This window comes from Paucilactobacillus wasatchensis (assembly GCF_000876205.1).
GTDB classification, from domain to species: Bacteria; Bacillota; Bacilli; order Lactobacillales; family Lactobacillaceae; genus Paucilactobacillus; species Paucilactobacillus wasatchensis.
This window is the reverse complement of sequence record NZ_AWTT01000037.1, coordinates 1-20,951: the sequence shown is the minus strand read 5'-3', so window position 1 is coordinate 20,951 and position 20,951 is coordinate 1. Positions and strand designations below refer to the sequence as shown.

Genomic DNA, 20,951 nt, shown 5'->3' with positions numbered 1-20,951 from the left:
GTTTTTATTTCAGCCCTATTTTTTTACGAATATTATTTTTAAAACGTGAGAAAAAAAGCAGATTCTCTCCGATGTCCATATTACTAATCGCTAAAGCGATCAGTAATTATGGCTTCCGCTTAGCTACGATTAATAAACGATACACAACCCGTATCATTCATTAATCTAGGCTGCCATCAGAAATTGCTGCTTTAGCAGCATAGTTCTTTGGACAATGTAGTATGCTCAGAATCTAACCACTTTTTTCCTCACTCTCTTTTATTAGGCTTCTTCCTTCTCATGTAAATAAGTTGTAACTATTAAATGGCGCCGCGCAATAAATTCTTCATTAGCAGCACTTGGATGCACTCTGTTCGACAACATGATAAAGCCTTGTTGTTCGTCTCGATCAAGAATCATCCAAGTTCCAGTAAATCCGGTATGGTAAATGACTAAATGATTATCTGTTGCTCTGCTTTGCAACACTCGCCAGCCAAAAGACCGGCCGTGAAAACCAGCCATTGGTGTCTGATCTTGGAATAATTGGTCAATTGTATTTTGAGTCAATAAATTAGCCAAATTATTTTCAATCATTGAATGGCCAAAAAGCTCCAAGTCAGATAAAGTAGCAAATAAGCCTGCACAACCACAGTGTTCTTTCAAAATGTAGGCCTTGGGATCATGGACTTCGCCACGAATCAAACCTCTTTGTTCCTGCATCTCGGTTGGGACACAATCTTGTCCAGTCGGGTGAAATGTCGCCCCAGTCATTTTTAATGGTCGCAATACCTGTTGGTCAATTACCTGCTGCACTGGTTGCTTGTAAAAAGACTCAATAATCCAGCCAAGATAAATAAATCCAATATCGGCATATTTAACATGCGTATTAAAATTGGCCCCGACATGGAGCTGCAGTAACTCACTAGTTAACACATCCGCGGGCAACTGATTACGATTTTTAATATATCCCTCAATTCCAGAAGTATGGGTTAATAAATGCCGAACAGTCACGCGTTGATCCGCAAATTGGGGTAAATATTGTTTAATCGGATCATCAACTTTTAGCAATCCTCGCTCAACCAGTTGCATAATAATCGTTGTCGTGCCAATCACCTTGGTTAACGAAGCCACATCATACTTAGCATCATTCCATAATTTTATTTTAGTCGGCACCAGTTGTGCATTGCCAAATACCTCTGCATGCCTATTTTTCCGATCAAAAATTGCATACGAGACACCCGGAACCACGTTGTCAGTGACTAACTGATGTAACTGTTCAATTGTTGTCTGATAATTTGCCATTTTGCCAACACCTTAAATTTGGTTACCCATAAATTGACTGTTATATAAATCTGCATAAAAGCCATTTTGAGCTATTAAATTATCGTGATTGCCTGTTTCAACAATTTGCCCGTGGTTCATCACAATGATTTTTTCAGCATTGCGAATGGTGGATAATCGATGTGCCACCACAAAGCTCGTTCGATTTCGTTGTAATTTATTCATTGCTTGTTGAATCAGGGTTTCCGTTCTTGTATCAACTGAGCTGGTTGCTTCGTCCAGAATCAAAATCTCAGGATCGGCTACAAACGCTCGTGCAATTGTTAATAATTGACGCTGGCCTTGTGAAATATTAGAGGCAGACTCATCCAAAACTGTTTGATAACCATCCGGCAATTGTCGAATAAAACTATCTGCCCGTGCTTCCTTAGCAGCAGCGTAGACTTCGTCATCGGTTGCATTTTCCCGACCATATTTAATATTATCAAAAATCGTACCCGTAAACAGCCAAGTATCTTGCAACACCATCGCAAAATGCTGGCGCACAGCCTGTCGTGTCATGTCGTGCGTTTCTTGACCATCTAAATAAATATGCCCACCCGTGACATCATAAAATCGTTCCAATAAATTAATAATGGTCGTCTTACCAGCACCAGTTGGCCCAACAATCGCAACCATATGATTTGTAGGTGCTTTTAAATTAAAATTCTTAATTAGTGGATTTTCATCATAGCTAAAGGCGACATCATTGAATTCGATTTTAGTGTCATCCGCAGCTACATCAGCCAATTTTTTGGTAGAATCAATCATTTCAGGCTCATCTAGCACAGTAAAAATACGTTCCGCAGACGCAATAGTGGCCTGAATTGTATTCGTCAAGTTGGCAATTTGTGTAATTGGTTGTGAAAATTGGTTCGTATACTGCAAGAAAGCCTGAACGTTTCCTAGTGTAATTTGGCCTCCGGCAACTTCGATTGTCCCAATCACGGCAACCATCAAATAGTCTAAATTTTTAATGAAGTTCATCATCGGAAAAATCAAGGTTGAGAAAAATTGTGCCTTCCACGCAGCTTTATAATAGTTAGAATTTTGTTCTTCAAACCCATCAATTGCCTTTTGTTCATGATTAAAAGTTCGCACAACAGTATGGCCGGCGTAGTTTTCCTCAACGTGATCATTTAATAGTCCTAAACTAGTTTGTTGCTTACTAAATAATTTTTGTGAACGGGGGGCAATTAACCCTACGACTATCAAACTCAGCGGCACGCTAATCAGTGCAATTAGAGTTAATTTCCAGCTAATTGTGAACATGATATAAAGAACCCCAAAGAAAGTCAGCGCACTAGTAACAATTTGAATTAGGCTTTGTTGCAAAGTACCAGCAATGTTATCCATATCATTAACGGCCCGACTCATGATGTCGCCGTTCGAATGAGTATCATAATAAATAACCGGAACTCGTGCCATTTTGGCCTTGAAATCGACCCGCAGCTGATAAACTACCTGCTGTGAAATACGCGTCATTACAATCTGCTGGACAACACTAAATAATGAAGATAATCCATACAAAATACCAACCACGATCATTACATGCATAATTTTGTCAAAATCAATTGGCAAACTAGTCACATGCATCCCGGCTTTAATTTGAGCATACCCTTTTATAACTCCGGCATAAATTTCAGTCGTTGCTTCTCCTAAAATCTTAGGGGCATTAATTGAAAGAATAACGGAAATAGCCGCTAAAACAATTGATATAATCACACCAGGAATCCACTTTTTCATGTATGCAAATAAGCGCCAAGTGGTGTGCCAAAAATTATGTGGCTTGTCTACTACTCTGCCAGCACCACGATGTCCACCATGATTACGCATTTTTGACATCTCCTTCCCTGATTTGTGAATCAACAATTTGCCGATAAGTTTCATTATTGGCTTTCAATTCTTGATGATTTCCCTGACCAACTACCCTACCATCATCCATCACCAAAATTAAATCAGCATCCGCTACGGTTGAAACTCGTTGGGCCACAATCACAGTAACCGCCCGTTTAATCCGTTCATCTTGATGCAATGCCATTCGTAACTGCGCATCTGTTTTAAAATCAAGCGCTGAGAATGAATCATCAAAAATATAAATGGAAGCCTCTTTAATGATTGTCCTCGCAATCGCCAATCGTTGTCGTTGGCCACCAGAAAAGTTGCCCCCATCTTGTTCAACAATTGCTTCCAAGCCACCATTTTCGGTGACAAAGTCCTTAGCCTGTGCAATTGCTAGTGCCTGCCACATTTGCTCATCCGTCGCATCCCGATTACCATACTGCAAATTAGTTCGAATTGTTCCTTTAAATAAGACCGCTTTTTGCTGGGTAATTGAAATATTTGCGTGTAAAGAATGCTGTGAAACCTGTTGTATTGGCTGATCATTAACTAAGATCCGGCCGGCATCAAAATTAAATAAGCGGGGAATTAAATTCACTAGTGTTGATTTACCAGAACCGGTTCCACCGATAATAGCCACGGTCTGGCCGGCTTGCGCTTTAAAACTAATATTTTGAAGCGCCTTTTGTTCCGCTCCCCGATATTTGAATTCAACGTCGTCAAACTCTAATGACGCAGGTTTACTTTGATCGAATTGTTTAATTTGGTCGGCAGGCAAATCAGCAACACTGTTGTCTCGCTCAACCACTTCATTAATTCGAGCAGCTGAGGCTGAGGCTCGTGGCACGAACACAAACACCATTGACAGCATCATAAAACTCATTAAAATTTGGGTTGCGTATGTCATAAAAGCAACTAGATTACCCACCTGCATCTGCATATTAGCAATCAAATGGCCACCTAGAAAAATAATTCCAATATTAGAACCGCTTAAAATCAATGTCATGATTGGAAACATAAATGACGTAATCACAAAAGCCTTAGTGGCCGTTTGCGTATAATCACGATTGGCTGAATCAAATCGATTTTGTTCAAATGTATCCTGATTGAATGCTCGGATAACCCGCACACCAGTCAGCCCCTCACGAAAAACCAAGTTAATGCGATCAGTCTTCTTCTGAATGCTTTTAAACAGTGGCACAGCAAAATACATTATTGCCACTACAGCAACAGCCAGAATTGGTAAAGCTATCAAAAAAACCACAGTCAACCGCGGCTCCCGGTTATACGCCAACACACCTGCGGCAATTAGCATAATTGGTGATTGTAACATCATCCGTAAAATAGTTACCATCACATTTTGAATTTGTACAATATCGTTTGTTGATCGTGTAATTAACGACGCATCCCCGAAATCAGTGAATTCCCGGCTAGAAAAGTTCACCACTTTAGTAAACATCTGTGTGCGCAACTTTTGACCAACCTTCATTGACTGGGTGGATGCAAAATACACATTTCCAGCGGCTGCCAATAACCCAATGAACGAGACTACCAGCATGTTGACTCCTTGGCGCCAAATATACACTTGATCGTTTTGCGCGATCCCTTTGTCAATTAAATTAGAAGTGATGGTCGGTAAATATAAATCCGCACTGACTTGAATTATCAGAAACAATAATGCTGCAGTGGCCGCCCACCAATTTAAATTTTTCCGTGCAATTTTAATCATTTGCTTAATCACTTTCCTGTTCTGCATTAATTTGATTGATCGCTCGTGCAAATGTTTCACGATCCTGCTTATCATAATAATTCATTGTTTTTAACAGTTTTGTAAATATATTTGCCAATTGATGCTGTTCGTCATTAGTAAGTGCCCCAAAAACTAATTGGTCGATTTGCTGGCGGATGATTTTATTTTCGCGAAATAACTTACGGCCCTCACCAGAAATTGATACCCGCGTCACGCGGCGATCATGTTCATCCTGTGTTCTAATAACCAGCTTTTCTTTTTCCATCTTTTCTAATAATCCAGTCACTGAAGCTGGTCGAATATCAATTATTTGGGCTAACTGTGCTTGCGACAAATGATCATGTTCCAATAAAACATGCAATACATGCCCCTTGCCGTGATGCAAACCATGTTGATCTTTTTTGATCTTTAATCCTAGTCGGCGCATTAACGACATCATTTCAAACATTTGATGTGATAATTGCTCAAATTCATTTTCCATTTATTCTACCTCAATAATTATGCTTAGGTACCTAACAGTTTAACAAATTACTCGATTTTAATGTAATTGTCAATTGATATATGCTAGAATACAATGAAAATTAAGCATTGTCAGTAATCAATCAAAAGGAGTACGCCAATGATTCACTTTGAAGCAAGCGAGTTATCAACCAAGCAACAATACAAATTCATTAGTGGCAGCATAATTCCACGCCCCATCGCGTGGGTCACTTCACTTGCTGACAATGGAATCGTCAACTTAGCACCGTTCAGCTTCTTTAGTGGCTTGTCAAATCAATTGCCACTATTGTCATTAGCAATATTACGTAATCAAGATGGCACAATGAAAGACACCGCAAGTAATATTCTTAATAACGGCCAGGCTGTTGTGCATACTATTTCAGAATCACTAGCTGAGCAAATGAATTTGACGGCGGCTTCAGTTGACAGTGATACTAGTGAGCTCAACCTCACCAGCTTAAAAACAACTCCGAGTGTCACTGTCACACCACCTTCACTGGTAGAACCGCTAATCCGATTTGAAACAAACTTATTTCAATATGTTCCAATTGAAAAAAATGATGGAATTATCATTACAGACCTGTTAATTCTTCAAATAACTGATTTTTTCTTTAATCCCTCAGTCTTTGACCAAGAAAAAAACTATATTCTTAATCACAAATTAAATTTAATCGGCCGACTAGCCGGCAATGAATATACCCTCTTGGGCAAAACATTTTCGCTAACACGACCTAAATAAAATCCTCTCAGTTTACCAACCACAGTAAACTAAGAGGATTATTTTATTTCAATTCTTCAAACCACTTTTTAGCCGCTTGAATTTCCGGCATCGTGACTTCATGACTTTTTTCATGTTCAAAAACCGTTACGTCAGCGTGTGCTTCCTTTAATCTTTGTTGGAGTAGGTTAAAAATACGCTCGGGCACAATTGGATCTAGAATCCCATGTGAAATCCAAACTGATCCAAGGCTAGCCCCAGCAACTTCAGCATCCGTCAACAACATTGGGTGCATGAATATGCCAGATTTAAATGGCACTAGATCATGCAGCATTGCATATAAAGCCACGTTGGCACCATTAGAAAATCCAAGCACAATCATTTTATCGTAATCAAGTTGATACTCTTGGGCTAACCGTTTGATTTCTGTGACCAGCAAATCTGTTTCGGTTGCTAAGCTTTCTAGATCAAAGCCACCATTTGGCAGATGCTTGAAATATCGTGTCATTCCCTGTTCTACCAATTGACCACGTATACCTAATTTAGAGTTTTTAGGTGCAATGAAATCTGCAATTGGCAGCAGGTCTTCTTCGTCACCACCTGTACCGTGGAGCATCAGTATCGTCGGTAATCCGGCATCCCCTGGTTGATAGAAATGGTTAAATGTCGTCATGGCGATATTCCTTCTTATCTGTGTTAAATGGCACTAAGTGAGCTTCAATGTCTTCACGCTGATCCTCTAAAAATGGTGGTAATTCTAGATGAACCCCTGCCTCTTCATAAGTCTCGTCTAACAAGAAGCCGGGACCATCAGTGGCAATTTCAAACAAAACACCAGGACCTGGTCGGAAATATTCTGATTTAAAGTAGAATCGATCAACAAATCCAGAATGCATTAAGCCAACCTCTTCAATGCGATTAATCCAATATTGAAGTGTTTCCTCATCATCAGTTCTAAAGGCGACGTGGTGAACAGTGCCATATCCTTGTAGTTCATCCGGTTCAACCACGTTGGTAGCCATAATAATCTGAGCACCATGACCACCATCATGTAATTCGTAGAGTACTTCTTGTCCTTCAGTTGTAACCTTAGTGAATCCCATCACGTCCGTTAAGATATAATGCATCCGTGTGGGATAGTCGACCGTGACAATCGTTGGCCCCAAAGCATAGATGGCAAATTCATCTGGTACGGGGCTATCACGATATGGCCTTCCACCTTCAACACCATGATTGATTTCATCAGATACCAGCTGGTACCTTTGATTGTCAAAGTCATAAAAATTCATGGTTTGGCTGCCAAAATGGGTAGCAATTGGATCGTGGCTAATATTAAACTCGTCAAAACGAGTTTCCCAGTATTTAAGTGCTTCATCTGATGGCACTCGAAAGCCAATGCGTGAAACTGTATTTTTGCCTTTACGACCGGTTTGAATGCCAGGAAAATCAAAGAAGGTCAAATCCGTGCCAGCCGAACCCATATCATCAGTAAAGTATAAATGATAAGTTCGAATATCGTCTTGATTAACCGTTTTTTTAATTAAGTGTAGGCCAAGAGTGTTCACCATAAAATCAAACATTTTTGGTGAGCTAGATGTAATTGCTGTAATGTGATGTAATCCTGTTAAATTTGTATTCATAATTCGCCTCCATGGATTTTTAGGGGTTATTCTATTTAAGAAGATTACATCACTTACTTTTTGTAAGTAAAGATATTTGTTTAGTGTCACAAAAAAACATCACCAAAAAAGGTGATGTCTAAATCAATACTATGTTAAATTACTAGTCGACTTTAACTACCCATCCCTCAGGGCCTTTAACGTCGCCAAATTGGATGCCAGTCAAAGTATCATACAGTTTTTGAGTTACTGGTCCAACCTCTGTTTCACTATAAAAGACATGTTTATTACCATTATGTTCGATTGCTCCCACTGGTGAAATAACTGCAGCCGTTCCACAAGCACCAGCTTCACTAAACCGATCCAATTGGTCAATATAAACGTCGCCTTCTTCAACCTCAAGACCTAGTTCATGCTCTGCAAGGTATAGCAATGAATACTTAGTAATACTTGGCAAAATTGAAGGTGATTTTGGTGTCACAAACTTCTTACCGTCCTTGGTGATACCGAAGAAGTTTGCAGAACCAACTTCTTCAATCTTCTTATGTTCAACTGGATCAAGATAGATACAGTCAGAATAACCAGCCTTATGAGCTTGGTCACCAGGTAACAGACTAGCAGCATAATTCCCACCAACCTTGCTCTGACCAGTACCTTTATGTGCGGCACGATCATATTCTGAAGTAGTAAAGTTCGTTGGGGTCATACCACCTTTAAAGTAAGCGCCAACTGGCATTGCAAAAATCCGGAACAGATATTCGTCAGCTGGATGAACTCCAATATTACCGCCAACACCCATCATGATCGGCCGGACATATAAAGTACCACCAGAACCATAAGGAGGGACAGAGTCTTCGTTGGCCTTAACAACTTGTTTGACAGCGTCAACGAATTTATCGGTTGGAAACTTTGGCATTAATAACCGTTCGCAACTATTTTGCATGCGGGCTGCGTTACGATCAGGACGGAATAATTGAACTGAACCATCCTTAGTCCGATAGGCCTTCATTCCTTCAAAATCAGATTGACCATAGTGTAAGACAGTCGAACCTTCATTAATATGTACTTCATTATCTTGCGTTAATTCGCCTTCGGACCACTTGCCGTCTTTCCAAGTTGCTTGAAAACGATATGGTAAGTCGAAATAATCGAAACCCAAATTATCAAAATCAATGTCTGATGCTTTTACTTTTGCCATGTAGCAATGCCTCCGTTAATATGTATTAAACTCTCATTTTCTAATAAGAATTTAATAAAAGTCTAGTCATTTTATGGCAACCTGTCAAGGTCAATTCAAGATCATTATTTGCTTTTGGTGCTTATTAATACCACTTTAATAGACTAGTCAGAGTTTAGCTAAATTAAAATTTAATTATATTTTACTGAAAATGGCCGCGGTGGAAATCAATAATCTAAAAATACCATTGCAACAAAATTAACCAAAAAATTACCTAAATGTTAACTGCTACAACATTTAAGTAATTAATGCTTTTACGCTACAGGCGCTCCATAAAGCACTCAAATCGCCCGCACGGTCAATGGCATTGACTCAATAGTAGTAATTCGCTCATACGCCGAAACGACATTAAAAACTTGTGGGAAAATTACGAACTTTCAATGCAACCTAAGCATGAAACCTAACGCGAACAAGCTTTAAAAAAACAAGATAAATATTTCAAAAAAATAATAAAAGGCCTAAACCCTGAATTTTTTTATTTTGAGTGCACGCTTTAGGTCAACAGCCCCAAAGACTACAGCGATTTGTGCGGCATGAGTGCGGCATATTGACGAAAAAACACCCCTCGTGCCGCATTTATGCCGCACGCCGCTTTAAATCAACACCTTTGATTTTGGTATAAAAAAACGCCTAAGCGTTTGATATATAAGCGTTTAGACATTGATCGAAATTCCTGTTTTTAAGGCTCTGTAAGCCTCGTGATCGCCCGCACGGGTTTCGAACCCGTAACTCCGCCTTGAGAGGGCGACGTCTTAACCAATTTGACCAGCGGGCAAAAAGTACAATAATCAGTATACAGAAAAGGCAGGGACACTGTCAATACCTGTACCAACACATTAACGATAAATTTATGTTATTCATATGAAAGTTCAATCATATACGCATTTTTATTAACAATATGTGAAGTTGTTACCCATACATCGTGATAATTCGGAATCTCTTGCGCTGTAAAATCATAAAAGTAGTCCAACAAATCACCATTTTTGGCTACAAAATCAGGGGTCAGCCGGTTTACCATCAATTTTTGATCAGGAAAATAAATATCAGCATCGGCAATCTTAATGGTATCCGGAATACTTAACGTAATTACATTTGTGTACTCAACAGGTTCCGTCGCTACTATCTCTGGATGGGCCTTCATGTGTGTCAATACATAATAAATCGAATCAGAATTACTAGCCATCATCATTCTCCTTTTAACTTCTCGAATATGCCGATTATATTGTAGCAAACTTAGCTCCAAATAGTTAGCTTATCGCTCAAACACAAATAGTTTTTAATTTCAGTTGATTGTCGCTTTCTGATTCTGTATAATTATATTGTTCGTTGGTACTCGTCAATGAATTATGTTCTTGGGCATTCGCCAAACTGGTAAGGCAGCGGACTCTGAATCCGTAATTCTACTGGTTCGAGACCAGTATGCCCAATATTTAAATGTGTGAAGCTAGTGATGAATGCCATTTTATCACTAGCTTTTTTTATTGGCCTCGTAATCCTTGAAAAAACAGATTGCGTAATTGGTTGTCTAACTGCTGCAACCGGCTTTTATTTAATCCAAATTTTTGCACATTATTGCCTTTTCTAAAATATTGAAAAAACATATCAATATACATAAACACAACCTCATCATCAAATGAAGCAGAAATCTCACCAGTTTTGCGGCCAAGTCTAATTAGTTTTTGCCATACCGCACTATCAAAATTAAATAGTGCGATCAAAGTTGAATTGGCTTGATAAGCAGCCCAAGTGCATGCCAAAAAATCTTCATTGACCGTCCCCACGACCTTTCTAATGCTGGTTTCCACTAGGTTCATGGCACCATAAAAATCCAGATCCGGTCGCTGTAGTAGTTGGTCAATTTGCTCATTAATTTTGGTAAAGTAATCTGTGACTACCGTTTGTGTTAACAATTCTTTGGTTGGAAAATAACGATACAGTGTTGCAGTAGAGACATTAGTATGCTGTGCTAGTTCACGCATATCCGTTTGTTTGGGTCCCTGCTTGATGTACAGCTGCCGCGCAATTGTCAAAATACGAGTTTGCGTTTGCGCTTTTTTTTCACTTCTTTTCATCGGCTTCGCTCCTTCATTATTTCCATATTCTATCGATTCAGTTGTGCTTTGTCAAAAAAAGTAAAACATAATTGACATCATGTTTTACTTTATGTATAGTGTGCAAGATAGCAAAAATAGTGAGGAGTGAACTAATTTTGGCATTTTTAGAATTACATGATATCCATAAATCGTACTTTCTTGGTAAAGAAGAATTTCCCGTCTTAAACGGTATTGATCTGAACTTTGAACTAGGCGAGTTTGTTTCAATTCTAGGAGAATCAGGCGGCGGAAAATCGACACTGATGAATATCATTGGTGGCCTCGATCGGAATTTTGACGGTCAAGTCATCGTCAACGGTCAACCATTAAATCATAAAAAAGAAAAACAACTAGATGATTATCGGCGTGGCATGATTGGCTATATTTATCAAGCCTACAATTTAATCTCCCATTTGAACATCGTTGATAATGTTTTAGTTTCATTAAATATGACTGATTTAAGCAATAGCGCAAAAAAGAAACGCGCCATTGAATTGCTGGAAAAGGTCGGCCTCGGAGACCAGTTAAAGAAACATCCTAATCAACTTTCAGGTGGCCAAAAGCAACGGGTAGCTATTGCTCGAGCACTTGCCAGTGACCCGGAAATAGTAATTGCCGATGAGCCAACTGGAGCACTGGATTCGAAAAACACAGCCGAGGTTCTTGAATTACTCGAGAACATTGCGGCAGACGGTAAACTTGTAATTACAGTTACTCATTCACAAGATGTTGCCAATCATGGAACCAGAATCGTTCAACTAGAGGATGGTAAAATTGGAGACGACACGCGATTAAAGGATCCATTTCCCATTAATGATCACCAACCAGCGTTTAAGCCTAAAATTTTATCGGCCGCCGCTAGTTATCGCAATGCTTTCCAACATCTATCCTACAATTTTTGGCGTAACTCCCTGATCATGTTGGGTACGGCCATTGGTTTGTTTGCTGTTTTACTTTTCAGTGGTTTAGGAAATGGTATTAATGCATTCATTCAAAACCAAATCACCTCCATGATTAACCCTAATTCTGTCACGGTTTTAAAGAACCCAACAGGTAAAAATTTAAGTACTACTGAATTGCAGCAATCGCTCAGTCAGTATGCAAGCGACCCGGCCAAATTATTAATCACTGACCACCAAATCAACACGCTAAAGGATATCAAGGGCGTTGACAAGGTGGAAGCAGGGTATCAATTTAGTAACTTCACCATTTCATATAATGGAAAAAATGATACTGGCAACAGCCTCCAAACTTGGACCAAAGCCTATGCCAGTGACACAGTTAAAACTGGTCATGCTCCAAAGAATAATGAAATTGTGATCGATAAATCGCAAGCAGTCGCGCTAACTGGTCAAAAAAATTACAAGGATTTACTTGGTAAGAACATTAAATTAACGTTCGCATGGGTTGATAAAGATAATAATCCAGTTCAAGTTACTGGAAACTTAAAAGTTGTGGGCTTTGCTAACGGCGGTCAATCTAGTGCCATTACAGCCACCAACTATAGTACAATGCGAAATCTATTGACAGATGCAAATGGTGTGACTCAAGCTAACTTTGCTTCTGTCAACGTTAAGGATGCCACCAAAGTTAAATCCGTTTCTAAGAAGATTAGAATGACCAAAGAAAATGGTAAGTATATTTTTGGTGCCATTACTGTGGGTGATATTCTTGATACAGTTAATCAGTACGTCAGCATTGCATCCATTGTTCTTGCCTCTATTGCTGGTATTTCATTAGTTGTCTCAGCATTAATGATTATTGTCAGCATGTATATGTCCGTGTCCGAACGGACAAAGGAAATTGGGATCTTGCGTGCACTTGGTGAACGTAAGAAGGATATTCGCCGCCTATTTACAGCTGAGTCAATTCTGATCGGACTCTTTTCTGCCGTTCTATCACTCGTGTTAGCCTATGGTGGTGCCCTAATCTTGAATCATATTCTGTATAACATCGTCAAATTCAATATGGTCCAAATTAGTTGGGGCAACGTTGTCTTCACATTCGTGGTAGCACTCATTATTTCCTTCCTAGCAGCATTACTGCCCGCAAGGCGCGCTTCACGTTTGAATCCAATCGACGCACTTTCTGCCGATTAAATCTCGTTTAAACTAAAAAGATGGTTTGCATTGACTGCAATCCATCTTTTTTTATTGATCACTTTTACCGATCAACCATGAAATTCTAGCAATTAAGCCAAACAATACCAAACAATAGGCTGAACTCATCCATGCAATGTAAGTAACAAGCTGTGGTAGGACAAATAGTCTGATAATATAAAAACTAATCGTTGTCACTAACCAGACTACCAATTTAACCTGCAATTGTTGTCGTTGTTGAATTAACTTTTGCTTCATTTTAAAATCCCCTGCAAAGCGGTGGCTACTATTGCCCCTGCAATTGGTCCCATCATCGGTATCCACGCATAGTGCCAGTCACCGGCACCCTTATTAGGAACTGGTAATAGTGAATATGCTAACCGCGGTCCCCAGTCACGTGCTGGATTAAGCGCAAATCCGGTCGTTGTGCCCAGTCCAGCACCAATAACAAAAATCACAAGACCAACAATCATTGGTTTCAACCCACTCGTAAAATTACCGAGATTAAGTAATATCAAAACAAAGAAAAAAGTGGCAATCACTTCACTAAGAAAATTGAACACTGGGCTACTAATAGCTGGCATTGTAGCAAATATGCCGACCGTATTACCCTCTTCTTCCCCTTTTGTCGCTTTAAAATGGGGATAAAATTGAATGATCACTAACACCGCTCCAATAAACGCACCAATAAACTGGCCAAGCAAATATGGCACTACATTTGACCAAGGAAATAATCCAAACAAAGCATAAGCAATTGTGATCGCTGGGTTCAGGTGACCTAACGAACCAAAAGAAGCAGCAACATAAACTCCCATGGTGACAGCTAATCCCCACGCAAATGACACGTAAAACCAGTCATTAGCTTGCCCGCTAGCATACGATTTTTTCAAGTGCAAACCGGCCCCAACACCGGCCCCAATCACTATTAACACACATGTACCCAATAACTCCCCAATTAAACCATGCATCAAATTCAGTCCCTTCAAAAAAATTCTGCCGATGAACCTATTATAGTCATCTCACAGAATTTTTTGTCATTTTTAATTAATTCGTTGACGCAAAGCTGAGCCAATCTTTTCAAAACCCGGTTTGCCCAATAAACCAAACATATTTGTTTTGTAAGCTTCAACTCCTGGTTGATTAAACGGATTAATACCATTAAGGTAACCAGAAACACCAATTGCTACTTCGAAGAAATAAATTAAATAACCTAATGTGAATTCATCTTGGCGTGGAATGTGAACCGTCATCACTGGCACACCGCCGTCAATATGTGCTAATACAACTGCCTGATAAGCTTTAGTGTTCACAAAGTCCATTGTCTTACCTTGCAGATAACCCAACCCGTCTAGGTCACTTTCTTCGCTTGGAATCGTGACATCATGTGTTGGTTCATCCACCTTAACAACCGTTTCCATTAAATTACGACGACCCTCTTGAATGTATTGACCAAGTGAATGTAAATCAGTAGAAAAGTTAGCTGATGAAGGATAAATTCCCTTTTGATCCTTACCTTCTGATTCACCCGCTAATTGTTTCCACCACTCAGCAAACATCGTCATGGTTGGTTCATAATTTTCAAGCAATTCAGTTGTAAAGCCCTTACGATATAAGATATTTCGATAGGCAGCATACTGATAAGCCTCATTTTTAGCTAAGTCAGCATCGCTATATTCTTTTTCAGCACTGGCGGCGCCGGCCATTAATTGGTCGATATCAGCCCCGGCCGCAGCAATTGGCAACAAACCAACCGCTGTCAAAACAGAATAGCGACCACCCACACCGTCAGGAATCACAAAGCTTTCATAACCTTCAGCATCTGCCTCGGTTTTTAATGCCCCTTTTTGTCGGTCAGTTGTGGCATATATCCGTTGATTAGCCACAGTTTGACCATACTTTTTAATTAATAGTTCTTTAAAAATTCTAAACGCAATTGATGGTTCAGTGGTTGTCCCTGATTTTGAAATTACATTAACTGAAAAATCACGGTTACCAATTAATTTAATCATATCATGGATATACGACGAACTAATTGAATTACCAGCAAATAAAATTTGGGGGGCATTCCGCTCTTCATCATGTTGTGCTTGGAAAAAAGCACCATTCAAAAAGTCGACTGCCGCACGAGCACCTAAATACGAACCACCAATTCCAATAACAACCAAAACTTTTGAATCAGACTTAATTTTGGCAGCAGCCTGCTTAATTCGAGCAAACTCATCTTGATCATAGTCAGTTGGTAAGTGGAGCCAATCAGTATAAGCTGCTCCAGCACCGGTACCATTACGCAGCTGTGTGTCTGCAGCAGTCACCATGGCCTGCATCTCACCCAGTTCATTGTCGTGAATAAATTTATCCAAGTTAGAACTATCAAAAGAAATATGTGCCATTTTTCGAAAACCTCTTTCTTCTTTAAGCTTTTAGTTACAATTTACTTTAAACTTCCTAATAATGCCGAGCCAACAATTACTAAAACAGACCCAATCACAACATAGACCATTTCTTTGCTCGTCTTCTTTTCACCCAGCAAAAAGATACTGCCAAACGTTGAGATCACAATACCACTCTGCGCTAGCGAATAACTGATTGCTAATCCAACCGCTGGAATGGACAAAAACATGAACAAGTTACCCGTCCCCCAAACCAACCCAGTGATCACATTCTTATAAGATGCCTTATTTAATAAGTCACTGCCTGAATGTGAAATCAACGCAAAAATGATTGCTCCTGTCAGCATACCAATCGACTGTGGCAGTACGACTGCTTCAGCATTCACATTGGCATAATTGACAATAATGGTGTACAAGACATACCCCACCGTTGACAATGCAATTGCTCTTATCCCAGTTGATACATCATCATGACCACTGGCTGCATCACTAATGTTCGCTCGATCACGCAGTGATGTCATAGCGGCACCACCAATCAAAACAACTACCGCGATAGAACCAACGATGATCATATGTTGTGATTTCCATTCATGGAATAGCAGCACCCCAGCTAATGCATTACCGGCCAATTGCAGGCCAGTCGAGATTGGCACCGTTTTTGAGATACCAATTGCTTTCATTGAGGTGAACTGCTGACCTTGGCCAACAGCCCAGAATAAACCAGAAAGTAGTCCTGAAAGCCACACCTTACCAGTCATTTGTGGCTGATAAATAAACCACGTTAACAACCCAAATAAAACAGCACCAGCTGTCATTCCAAGTGTTTGTTGGGTCGGTGTTCCACCTAATTTCCCACTAATTAACCCAATACTGCCCCAGGCGAGTGCTGGAATTAGTGCGACTAAAATCGTCATCCGTGTCTCCTCCAATTTCAAATTCTCGTCTTACAAGAAACTATTGTACCCTGCTGTAATCGGTTCCACAACCCCTAGTTGCACCGAAAGCCTACAAAAACAGATTGGTCTATGCCAAAGGTGAAAATTGCACAAGCCAATCTGTTCCAGTCAATTTAATTAAACCAAAATTGGTCTAATTTTATAGTATCAAACACCTTTTTCGTTGGTATCATGCTTTTCAGTCGACTGATGCCTTGCGTGATCCCGATCAGGAAAGAAGATGGTAAACGTGGTTCCCTGACCATATTCACTTGCAACATCAATTTTGCCACCATGCAACTCAACCAATTGATGAACGATCGCTAATCCCAACCCTGATTCACCATACTTAGTATTCATCCGTGATCGATCAGCCTTATAAAATCGTTCCCAAATGTTTTTCAATTGCTCTTTGGTCATTCCAATTCCAGTGTCAGCGACTTTAAATTCACTTCCAGTAGGAGTCTTGGTGCCAGACACAGTGATAGTACCTTTATCCGTAAATTGAATCGCATTTTGAATAACGTTGAAAAAGATTTGCACAAACCGATCATAGTCAGCATACGTCATTAGTGTGGCTGGTACATCGACCTTGATTGTATCAGATTGTGTCCCTGCTTTTTTAGTTAACTGTTCTGCCAAATTATGCAACACATCGGCAGCATCAAACACTTTACGCGACATTGAAATTTGATTGGTTCTAATTTTTTCATAATCCAAATTATCATTCACTAATCGAATTAATCGTTTGGTATCGTTTTGCATCAACTTAATGCTGTTAGCCTTGTCTTCTTCTGGAATAGCATCATATGCCAACCCTTCCAATAGACCATTAATCGTAGTTAGTGGGGTCCGCATTTCGTGTGCTGCATCCGCCATAAACTGGCGCCGGCGATCCTCTTGCCGTTTAATTTCTTCTTGCGACTCTTGCAATGAATCCGTCATTTTGTTAAAGTCCAGCGACAAATCATTTAGCTCATCGTGACCTTTTAGCTGTAAATGAACATCATAATTACCTTGCGCAATTTGATGAGTCGCAATTCGCATTTTATCAATGCGCCTCGTCGTTGATCGTGCCAAAATATAACTTAGAATTAAGGCAATCAAACTTGAGACAATGAATGCAATCCACAGGTTTTCACGAATCTGCTGTAAGTTAGTTTGGATATTAGAAACAAACGAACCAATTGAAACAACAGCCACTAATTTACCCTTATAAAAATAAGGGCGAATCACATCAGTCATTAATGGCCGCGACGTGCTTTTAGTGCCACTTGACTGATTGCTCGTAGTTTTAGGCTTCAAATTACCATTTGGCTTTGTCGGCCGATCCATCATCTTGTGGACAGTTTTACCAGCTTTTAATTTCTTCCAATCCGCATTCGTAATCTTTGCGGTGTAATTTGAACTTGAATAAATTAATTCTTTTTTTGTGCGATAAATCGTAAAATGAACATTTTGACGTTGCAACAATTCGGCATTGTTTTCCAGTGGCACCGTAGTAAAGCCCTCGAATTGCTTGGTGGCTGAATCATACCGCATCGAGTCTTCGATTAAGCTATCTGAATAACTTTGCAGTTGTTTCCATGTATTCGTGTACAACATGCGGCTAGTAACATTAATAAACAGCAATCCTAAAACAACGATTAATGTTAAAATAACCGCGAAAAATCCTAGCATTTGCCGATAAATTAATTTCATTTAGCTGCTCCACTGTCATCAAATTTGTAGCCAACACCCCAAACAGTTTGAACCACCTGTGGCCCGACTTTTTCAATCTTTTGTCTTAACTTCTTGATATGCGCGTCAACTGTTCGCTCATCACCATAATATTCGTAGTCCCATACCAACTGTAGTAACTGTTCGCGTGAGAATACTTGGCGTGGCTTTTGCGCCAACGTCTTCAGCAAATCAAATTCTTTCGGCGTTAAGTCTTCAATTAATTGATCATTCAAATAAACTTCACGAGTTTTGCTGTTCAATTTAAAATGATCAGTAATGACATCAAATTGACTATCATCACTGCCAACTTGGTCGCCGCCAATTGTGTTTAATTCACTACGCCGATATAACGCCTTAATCCTTGCAATCAATGTAATTGGGCTAAATGGTTTAGTAACATAATCATCAGCACCCATTTCAAGTCCTAACACCTGGTCACTTTCAGAATCACGCGCTGTTAGCATAATAATTGGAACTGTGGGTGAAACCCGGCGTAATTCAGCAGCAACCTGCATTCCATCCATTTTTGGCAAATTTAAATCCAATGTTACAATATCCCATTCGTCAGCTGCACTTTTAAACATTTCAACAGCCTCTTCGCCATCGTAGGCAAAGTGAGTATCCCACTTTTCCTTTTTAAAAAACATTACCATCATTTCGGACACTGACTTATTATCTTCAACCATTAGTAATTTCATGAGTTAATCTCCTCCCGGAAGCGGTTTATTTACAATTCAGTATACGGCTTTTGCCGCCGTTTGGATAGTATGACTCGATTCAAACAAATCGATTATACAAAACGGATATAATATTTTATTGATAGAAATGTGAAGAAAAACGGAATTATGTACAAAAACTTAATCCGATCACAAAAATCCAACCAGTAGCTACGCTACCGGTTGGATTTACCAATTCTTTAATGCTATTTCTGAGTATTTTGAACTAGCCGATAATTGTGCGAATACGAGTAACTTCGTCAGCTGTGAAATCTAAGTGATCTAACGCCTTAAGATTATCATCAACGTGCTGAACACTAGTTGTCCCAATAATGACACTGGTAACAACAGGATCAATTAACAACCATGCTAATGCCATCTGACTTAGTGTTTGCTGGCGACTAATCGCTATCTCATTCAAATCGTTCAACTTTTTAATCAGAGCTTTCTTTCCATCCGCAAGTAACGCACTATTGGTATGGTGAATCCCAAAGCCTGCTGGGATATCCTTTAAATAACGATCAGATAAAAGGCCTTCAGCTAGTGGGCCATACGCAATCAATCCAGCTTTTGAATCACGAACAGCGTCCATTAACCCACTATCTTGAACATGCGAATTAAGCATATTCATACTCATCTGGTCCAAGACAAATGGCGTGCCCAATTGCTTAAACATTTTAACCGCCTGCATTAATTGCGGCTTTTCATAATTTGAGACACCAACATATAGTGCTTTACCCGAACGAACAATATCATCGAGTGCTCTAACTGTTTCTGCAATAGGCGTCCGATCATCGTATCTGTGTGCATAAAAAATATCGACATAATCAAGCCCTAAGCGAGCTAACGAATCGTTAATACCTTGCAACAGTGATTTTCGTGATGTACCAGTACCATAAGGGCCATCATGAATCTCATAACCAGCTTTTGTGGAGATTACTAATTCATCGCGGTAGGATTTCAAATCTGTTCGCAGAATCTGCCCAAGTAAGTTTTCAGTACTACCGAAACCGGAACCATTATTACCATAATTATTGGCAACATCAAAGTGGAAAATACCGCGATCAAACGCATGAAGAATAACTTCACGACGTTGATTTAACGGATCATTACTACCATAGTTGCGCCACAACCCAAGTGAAATTGGTGGTAACATTAATCCTGTCTCACCTGCATGCCTAACTGAATCTTTTTGATAACGTGTATCTGCTGCTTTGTACAATTTATCCATTCCCTTCCTATACAAAATTAATGATATATCACAGCCAGCCTAGATACAATCATGTACCCCAAAATTTTTCAGACATAATTTATTCACGCGACACAATCTAAAAAAAGATATATTCAGAAAATACGAGCTTAATTTTGGAAAATGCTTTACTACTTAAAAATTTCATTTAATCTGCAAAATATATTAATTTCTAAAAGACCTGCAACGGCCTTTTTTTATTTATACAGCTATTATAATTAAATAAAACAACAGCATTTTTGATTAACTTTTGATTAACTTCTATTGAAACTTATTAAAAACCAAAAAAATAGAATGCCGGTATAGCAGCATTCTTAAAGGCTATTGAAACCTATGAAACCCTATTATGGAGATGAGGGGAGTCGAACCCCTGTCCAAGCATATCGCCATCCCAACCTCTACGCTCATATCTCAACTATTTAAATTTCACCAACTAAAACGCCGCTGATCAGGGCTTTGTTAATTGGCTAGCCTGATTAGTCTCTTCTAGCTACTCCAGACGGAAGCTACTAGCGTAAGTTCACTAAATTTAGGACCCGCGATCGAACCGTGAACAAACTCGGACGGATCTACGTTAAGCTGTTATTAAGCAGCTAAAGCGTAAGAATTGTTATTATTTTTTGCAGTTATAATAAACTGAGCGTTTTAACGAAGACGCAACCTTCGGAGCGCAGTCAAAACTCAACCTATACCTGTCGAATCCATAAACATCCCCGTATTTACAAGAGATATCTTAACATAGATTGGATTATTCGCCAATGCTAATGCATTCCAATTCCAG

18 protein-coding genes, 2 tRNA genes and 1 other RNA gene are annotated in these 20,951 nt (G+C 39.4%); 3 read left to right on the top strand and 18 right to left on the bottom strand.

Annotated features, from left to right (window positions below; genetic code table 11):
* Positions 1 to 261 precede the first annotated feature (261 nt).
* The 4 genes from WDC_RS07065 to WDC_RS07050 are packed head-to-tail and all read right to left on the bottom strand — an operon-like array spanning position 262 to position 5,372.
* Positions 262 to 1,281 (bottom strand): serine hydrolase domain-containing protein, encoded by a 1,020-nt coding sequence (locus WDC_RS07065; RefSeq protein ID WP_044011169.1) that lies wholly within the window; start codon positions 1,279 to 1,281, stop codon positions 262 to 264.
* Positions 1,282 to 1,293: 12 nt separating this feature from the next.
* On the bottom strand, positions 1,294 to 3,135 hold the full coding sequence (locus WDC_RS07060; RefSeq protein WP_044011168.1) for an ABC transporter ATP-binding protein: 1,842 nt from the start codon (positions 3,133 to 3,135) through the stop codon (positions 1,294 to 1,296).
* Positions 3,128 to 4,870 (bottom strand): ABC transporter ATP-binding protein, encoded by a 1,743-nt coding sequence (locus WDC_RS07055; protein WP_044011172.1) that lies wholly within the window; start codon positions 4,868 to 4,870, stop codon positions 3,128 to 3,130. Before WDC_RS07055 ends, WDC_RS07060 begins: the two co-directional genes overlap by 8 nt.
* A 4-nt stretch (positions 4,871 to 4,874) precedes the next feature.
* Complete coding sequence (locus WDC_RS07050) at positions 4,875 to 5,372, bottom strand: MarR family winged helix-turn-helix transcriptional regulator (protein WP_052497821.1); 498 nt, start codon at positions 5,370 to 5,372, stop codon at positions 4,875 to 4,877.
* A 138-nt stretch (positions 5,373 to 5,510) separates the two neighbouring features.
* Here WDC_RS07050 and WDC_RS07045 point away from each other — a divergent pair, with 138 nt between their 5' ends.
* Complete coding sequence (locus WDC_RS07045) at positions 5,511 to 6,131, top strand: flavin reductase family protein (RefSeq protein ID WP_044011167.1); 621 nt, start codon at positions 5,511 to 5,513, stop codon at positions 6,129 to 6,131.
* Between the two features lie 43 nt (positions 6,132 to 6,174).
* Here the strand turns inward: WDC_RS07045 and WDC_RS07040 are convergent, their stop codons facing one another.
* The 5 genes from WDC_RS07040 to WDC_RS07020 all read right to left on the bottom strand — a co-directional run bounded on the left by WDC_RS07040 (position 6,175) and on the right by WDC_RS07020 (position 10,149).
* The gene (locus WDC_RS07040; protein ID WP_044011166.1) at positions 6,175 to 6,783 is read right to left on the bottom strand and encodes an alpha/beta hydrolase; all 609 of its coding nucleotides are present in this window, start codon (positions 6,781 to 6,783) and stop codon (positions 6,175 to 6,177) included.
* Positions 6,770 to 7,750: a ring-cleaving dioxygenase gene (locus tag WDC_RS07035; RefSeq protein ID WP_044011165.1), complete on the bottom strand. Its 981-nt coding sequence runs from the start codon at positions 7,748 to 7,750 to the stop codon at positions 6,770 to 6,772. The genes WDC_RS07040 and WDC_RS07035 overlap by 14 nt, the downstream gene beginning before the upstream one ends.
* 142 nt (positions 7,751 to 7,892) lie before the next feature.
* Positions 7,893 to 8,927, bottom strand: a complete 1,035-nt coding sequence (locus WDC_RS07030; protein ID WP_044011164.1) for a branched-chain amino acid aminotransferase — start codon at positions 8,925 to 8,927, stop codon at positions 7,893 to 7,895.
* Positions 8,928 to 9,668: 741 nt separating this feature from the next.
* A tRNA-Glu gene (locus WDC_RS07025) sits at positions 9,669 to 9,741 on the bottom strand.
* A gap of 78 nt (positions 9,742 to 9,819) precedes the next feature.
* Positions 9,820 to 10,149, bottom strand: coding sequence for a hypothetical protein (locus WDC_RS07020; protein ID WP_044011163.1), 330 nt, complete (start codon positions 10,147 to 10,149; stop codon positions 9,820 to 9,822).
* A gap of 170 nt (positions 10,150 to 10,319) precedes the next feature.
* On the opposite strand from WDC_RS07020, the gene WDC_RS07015 reads away from it, so the two are divergent.
* Positions 10,320 to 10,393: transfer RNA gene (locus WDC_RS07015), tRNA-Gln, on the top strand.
* Positions 10,394 to 10,444: 51 nt separating this feature from the next.
* On the opposite strand, the gene WDC_RS07010 is transcribed toward WDC_RS07015, so the two are convergent.
* The gene (locus WDC_RS07010) at positions 10,445 to 11,038 is read right to left on the bottom strand and encodes a TetR/AcrR family transcriptional regulator (RefSeq protein ID WP_044011162.1); all 594 of its coding nucleotides are present in this window, start codon (positions 11,036 to 11,038) and stop codon (positions 10,445 to 10,447) included.
* Positions 11,039 to 11,175: 137 nt separating this feature from the next.
* Between WDC_RS07010 and WDC_RS07005 the strand changes: the two genes are divergently transcribed.
* A complete protein-coding gene (locus WDC_RS07005; RefSeq protein ID WP_044011161.1) occupies positions 11,176 to 13,158 on the top strand; it encodes an ABC transporter ATP-binding protein/permease in 1,983 nt (660 codons plus the stop codon).
* 51 nt (positions 13,159 to 13,209) lie between these two features.
* On the opposite strand, the gene WDC_RS07000 is transcribed toward WDC_RS07005, so the two are convergent.
* The 8 genes from WDC_RS07000 to ssrA form a co-directional block, all read right to left on the bottom strand.
* Entirely contained in the window at positions 13,210 to 13,416 is a 207-nt protein-coding gene (locus WDC_RS07000) for a hypothetical protein (protein ID WP_044011160.1), read from the bottom strand.
* On the bottom strand, positions 13,413 to 14,126 hold the full coding sequence (locus WDC_RS06995; RefSeq protein WP_044011159.1) for an MIP/aquaporin family protein: 714 nt from the start codon (positions 14,124 to 14,126) through the stop codon (positions 13,413 to 13,415). Before WDC_RS06995 ends, WDC_RS07000 begins: the two co-directional genes overlap by 4 nt.
* 72 nt (positions 14,127 to 14,198) lie before the next feature.
* On the bottom strand, positions 14,199 to 15,548 hold the full coding sequence (locus WDC_RS06990) for a glucose-6-phosphate isomerase (protein ID WP_044011158.1): 1,350 nt from the start codon (positions 15,546 to 15,548) through the stop codon (positions 14,199 to 14,201).
* Between the two features lie 41 nt (positions 15,549 to 15,589).
* The gene (locus WDC_RS06985; RefSeq protein ID WP_044011157.1) at positions 15,590 to 16,462 is read right to left on the bottom strand and encodes a GRP family sugar transporter; all 873 of its coding nucleotides are present in this window, start codon (positions 16,460 to 16,462) and stop codon (positions 15,590 to 15,592) included.
* A gap of 189 nt (positions 16,463 to 16,651) precedes the next feature.
* Positions 16,652 to 18,184: a sensor histidine kinase gene (locus WDC_RS06980; RefSeq protein WP_044011156.1), complete on the bottom strand. Its 1,533-nt coding sequence runs from the start codon at positions 18,182 to 18,184 to the stop codon at positions 16,652 to 16,654.
* Positions 18,181 to 18,903 (bottom strand): response regulator transcription factor, encoded by a 723-nt coding sequence (locus tag WDC_RS06975; protein WP_044011155.1) that lies wholly within the window; start codon positions 18,901 to 18,903, stop codon positions 18,181 to 18,183. Before WDC_RS06975 ends, WDC_RS06980 begins: the two co-directional genes overlap by 4 nt.
* 244 nt (positions 18,904 to 19,147) lie before the next feature.
* Positions 19,148 to 20,143, bottom strand: a complete 996-nt coding sequence (locus WDC_RS06970; RefSeq protein WP_044011170.1) for an aldo/keto reductase — start codon at positions 20,141 to 20,143, stop codon at positions 19,148 to 19,150.
* Between the two features lie 371 nt (positions 20,144 to 20,514).
* Positions 20,515 to 20,885: a transfer-messenger RNA gene (gene ssrA / locus WDC_RS09525) on the bottom strand.
* Positions 20,886 to 20,951: the final 66 nt, after the last annotated feature.

Excerpts from the sequence above, each read along its gene's own strand:
- WDC_RS07045 (WP_044011167.1), top strand. The coding sequence starts at position 5,511 with ATGATTCACTTTGAAGCAAGCGAGTTATCAACCAAGCAACAATACAAA.
- WDC_RS07000 (WP_044011160.1), bottom strand. The coding sequence starts at position 13,416 with ATGAAGCAAAAGTTAATTCAACAACGACAACAATTGCAGGTTAAATTG.
- WDC_RS07050 (WP_052497821.1), bottom strand. The coding sequence starts at position 5,372 with ATGGAAAATGAATTTGAGCAATTATCACATCAAATGTTTGAAATGATG.
- WDC_RS07055 (WP_044011172.1), bottom strand. The coding sequence starts at position 4,870 with ATGATTAAAATTGCACGGAAAAATTTAAATTGGTGGGCGGCCACTGCA.
- WDC_RS07030 (WP_044011164.1), bottom strand. The coding sequence starts at position 8,927 with ATGGCAAAAGTAAAAGCATCAGACATTGATTTTGATAATTTGGGTTTC.
- WDC_RS06980 (WP_044011156.1), bottom strand. The coding sequence starts at position 18,184 with ATGAAATTAATTTATCGGCAAATGCTAGGATTTTTCGCGGTTATTTTA.
- WDC_RS06990 (WP_044011158.1), bottom strand. The coding sequence starts at position 15,548 with ATGGCACATATTTCTTTTGATAGTTCTAACTTGGATAAATTTATTCAC.
- WDC_RS07020 (WP_044011163.1), bottom strand. The coding sequence starts at position 10,149 with ATGGCTAGTAATTCTGATTCGATTTATTATGTATTGACACACATGAAG.
- WDC_RS06995 (WP_044011159.1), bottom strand. The coding sequence starts at position 14,126 with ATGCATGGTTTAATTGGGGAGTTATTGGGTACATGTGTGTTAATAGTG.
- WDC_RS06985 (WP_044011157.1), bottom strand. The coding sequence starts at position 16,462 with ATGACGATTTTAGTCGCACTAATTCCAGCACTCGCCTGGGGCAGTATT.
- WDC_RS07040 (WP_044011166.1), bottom strand. The coding sequence starts at position 6,783 with ATGACGACATTTAACCATTTCTATCAACCAGGGGATGCCGGATTACCG.
- WDC_RS07060 (WP_044011168.1), bottom strand. The coding sequence starts at position 3,135 with ATGCGTAATCATGGTGGACATCGTGGTGCTGGCAGAGTAGTAGACAAG.
- WDC_RS06975 (WP_044011155.1), bottom strand. The coding sequence starts at position 18,903 with ATGAAATTACTAATGGTTGAAGATAATAAGTCAGTGTCCGAAATGATG.
- WDC_RS07035 (WP_044011165.1), bottom strand. The coding sequence starts at position 7,750 with ATGAATACAAATTTAACAGGATTACATCACATTACAGCAATTACATCT.
- WDC_RS07065 (WP_044011169.1), bottom strand. The coding sequence starts at position 1,281 with ATGGCAAATTATCAGACAACAATTGAACAGTTACATCAGTTAGTCACT.
- WDC_RS07010 (WP_044011162.1), bottom strand. The coding sequence starts at position 11,038 with ATGAAAAGAAGTGAAAAAAAAGCGCAAACGCAAACTCGTATTTTGACA.